Genomic DNA, 2,860 nt, shown 5'->3' on the forward strand with positions numbered 1-2,860 from the left:
CCACGGATGCCGCCAGGCCCAGGCGGCGGCGAGCGCCAGCGCAGCCAGCAACGCCGCGCGCAGCACGTCGCGGCGCAGGCGCTGCGCTGGCGAAAGCGTGGGCGTCGCGGCCATGCGCTCAGTCCGCGTGCAGGGCAGCCGCCTGTTGCTGCAGGCGCTGCTTCAGGGCGTCGTCGATGCCGAGCTGCCGCGCCAGTTCGTCCAGGTAGCTGCGCTCCATGAAGCCCTGTTCGTCGGCGGCGAGCAAGCTGGCCAGGTACATTTCTGCGGCCATCTCGGGACTGGTCGACGCGCGTGCCACCTCGGCCGGATCCAGCGGCTTTTCCAGTTCCGCATGCAGCCACTGCTGCACGTCGGCATCGTTGCCGTGGAGGCGGGCGAACTCGCCTTCGATCAGGCGGCGCTCGTGCTCGTCGAGATGGCCGTCGGCCTTGGCCGCGCCGACCAGCGCGCGCAGCACCGCCTGGCTATGCTGCTCGACGTCCAGCGGCGGCAGCCGGTCCAGGGTCTGCGGTTCGGGCGCGGCGGCACCGAGTTGCTGACGGCGGTAGTCGCCGTAGGCGCGATAGGCCATCAGCCCCAACGCGGCCAGGCCGCCGTAGGTCGCCAGCTTGCGGGTGGTGCGGTGTTTGCCGAGCAGCAGGCCGAGTGCGCCGCCGCTGAGGGCTCCCTTGCCGAAGTCGGCGTTGAGCAGGCCGCCCAGGCCGCCGGCGCCGGCGTGCGCCGGTGCGGCAGGAGCGGCGGTGCCGGTCTTGCCCATGGCCTGGCCGGCGGCACCCTGCGCCGATTGCAGCAGTTGGTCGAGAAAGCCCTGTAGTTTCATGCAGGTGATCCTGTCGAAGGGAATCACCGGTATAGCGGCCGTCGCCTTAGCGGGCCGTCAACCCAAATGCGCAGCAGACACAAAAAAAACGAGACGGCCGGGGCCGTCTCGTCGGTGTGCTTGCCTGGATCAGGCGACGCTGCTCAGAGCGCGGCGTCCTTGAGCTTCTTCAGCGGGCGCACCTTGAGCTTGGTGGTGGCCGGCTTGGCGGCGAACCACTGCTCTTCCTTGGTGAACGGGTTGATGCCCTTGCGCTTCGGCTTGGCCGGCACGCTGACGGCGGTGATCTTCAGCAGGCCCGGCAGGGTGAACGAGCCAGCGCCCTTCTTGCTGACCGAACCGGCCACGGCGTGCTCCAGCGAGGCCATCACGGCGCGCACGTCCTTGGCGATCACGCCGCTGGTTTCGGCGATGTGGGCGACGAGCGCGGACTTGCTCAGCACGTCCTTGATCGGCTTGGGAGCGGCCGGCTTGGCGGCAGCCTTGGTCGCTGCCTTCTTCACTGCCTTCTTCGGGGCAGCCTTTTTTGCGGTCTTTGCCATGATGTCCTGATTCCGTATTTGGTGGTTTGGGTCGCGCCGACCCCGTCGGCATGGCGAAATGTAGGGCATGTGCTACGCCGCGCCAATAGGCCGGAAGCAAAAAACGCGAATATTCGCCGCGACCGACGCCTTTTTTGCCGAGGACGGCGCCGATGCCGGCACATCCGCGGCGATGCGCCAGGGCATTTTCGCTGCCGCGCGGCGCCGCCGCCGCCTTCGCGCGGAAGCACAAGCCCGTAACGCCGCCTCCCCTATGGTCCGCGCTCCACTCACCGACAGGAGCCTCGCATGGGCATTTCGCGTCACGCCACCGCGCATTGGGAAGGCGATCTCAAGACCGGCCAGGGCCGGTTGAACACGCCGCAGAGCGGCCTGCTGGAGAACACCCGCTATGCGTTCAACAGCCGCTTCGGCGACGAGAAGGGCACCAATCCGGAAGAACTGATCGCCGCCGCGCACGCCGGCTGCTTCACCATGGCGCTGTCGGCCAAGCTGACCGAAGCCGGCTTCCCGCCGACCGCGCTGGACACCCGCGCCGATGTCGACCTGTCGATGGAAGGCGGTCCCCAGCTCTCGCAGATCCGGTTGAAGGTCAAGGCCGTGGTGCCCAACATCGACGCCGCGCGCTTCCGAGAAGTGGCCGACGACGCCAAGCAGAATTGCCCGGTGTCCAAGGCGCTGAGCGCGGTGCCGATCAGCCTGGAAGCGGAACTGGGCTGAGGAATCCCCGGCGCGGCCCGGCGGCATGCCGGGCCGCGCGCGTGCGGCGCACCTGCGGCGCCGCCGATGGCAGGCCAGGACGCGTTCGCCTCTGCACCGTCCCGCACGGCTCGATCGTCCGCTAGCTGTCGCGCCACTAAATGTGTGCGCCACAGCGGTCCCTATTCAGTCTGGTTTCACCGCATCGGATCGAGCATGCAGTCGCGCGATCCACGCGCTTGGAACCATCGCCATGAACAAGCTCTCGACCCGTCTGTTGACCGCTGCGCTCGCTGTCGGCGTCATCGGCTCCGCCGCCGCGCAGGATTACGGTTACACCCGCTACGACGACTACCGCGACCGTGGCTACGCGTCCGGCACCTACGAATATGCGCGCGTGGTGCGCGCCGATCCGATCATGGTGCAGGTCAACGGCCCGCGGGAGACCACCGAGCGCTGTTACGACCGTCCGGCCTCGGGCAGCTACGCCAGCGACTACGGCTACCGCGGTACCGATGGCGGCCGCACCGCCTCGTCGGTGGTCGGCGGCATCGCCGGCGCCGTGCTGGGCAGCCGCGTCGGCGGCGGCAATGGCCGCTTCGTCGGCACCGCCGTCGGCACCATGCTCGGCAGCCTGGCAGGCCGCTCGATCTACGACAGCAATACCCGCGGCTACGGCGGCGGCTACGGTGGCGGCGTGGTCCGCGAATGCGACCCGGTGTCGTATCGGACCGAACGCTACGACCGCGTCGACGGCTACGACGTGACCTACGAATACGGCGGCCGCTACTACCAC

The 2,860-nt window shown here is 68.8% G+C and carries 4 protein-coding genes; 2 read left to right on the forward strand and 2 right to left on the reverse strand.

Features of this window, described 5'->3' with window-relative positions; translation table 11 throughout:
- Window positions 1-118 precede the first annotated feature (118 nt).
- Together D183_RS0121635 and D183_RS0121640 are read right to left on the reverse strand one after the other, a co-directional pair.
- A complete protein-coding gene (locus D183_RS0121635) occupies window positions 119-823 on the reverse strand; it encodes a tellurite resistance TerB family protein (protein WP_017910835.1) in 705 nt (234 codons plus the stop codon).
- 143 nt (window positions 824-966) lie between these two features.
- Window positions 967-1,365: an HU family DNA-binding protein gene (locus tag D183_RS0121640; protein WP_026144739.1), complete on the reverse strand. Its 399-nt coding sequence runs from the start codon at window positions 1,363-1,365 to the stop codon at window positions 967-969.
- 288 nt (window positions 1,366-1,653) lie between these two features.
- On the opposite strand from D183_RS0121640, the gene D183_RS0121645 reads away from it, so the two are divergent.
- Window positions 1,654-2,085 carry an OsmC family protein gene (locus D183_RS0121645; protein WP_017910837.1) on the forward strand — a complete coding sequence of 144 codons (432 nt, stop codon included), beginning with the start codon at window positions 1,654-1,656 and terminating at the stop codon, window positions 2,083-2,085.
- A 232-nt stretch (window positions 2,086-2,317) separates the two neighbouring features.
- Window positions 2,318-2,860, forward strand: a 543-nt coding sequence (locus D183_RS0121650; RefSeq protein WP_017910838.1) for a glycine zipper 2TM domain-containing protein, incomplete at its 3' end; no start/stop codon positions are given.

Source organism: Xanthomonas sp. SHU 199 (genome assembly GCF_000364665.1).
Taxonomy (GTDB): domain Bacteria; phylum Pseudomonadota; class Gammaproteobacteria; order Xanthomonadales; family Xanthomonadaceae; genus Xanthomonas_A; species Xanthomonas_A sontii.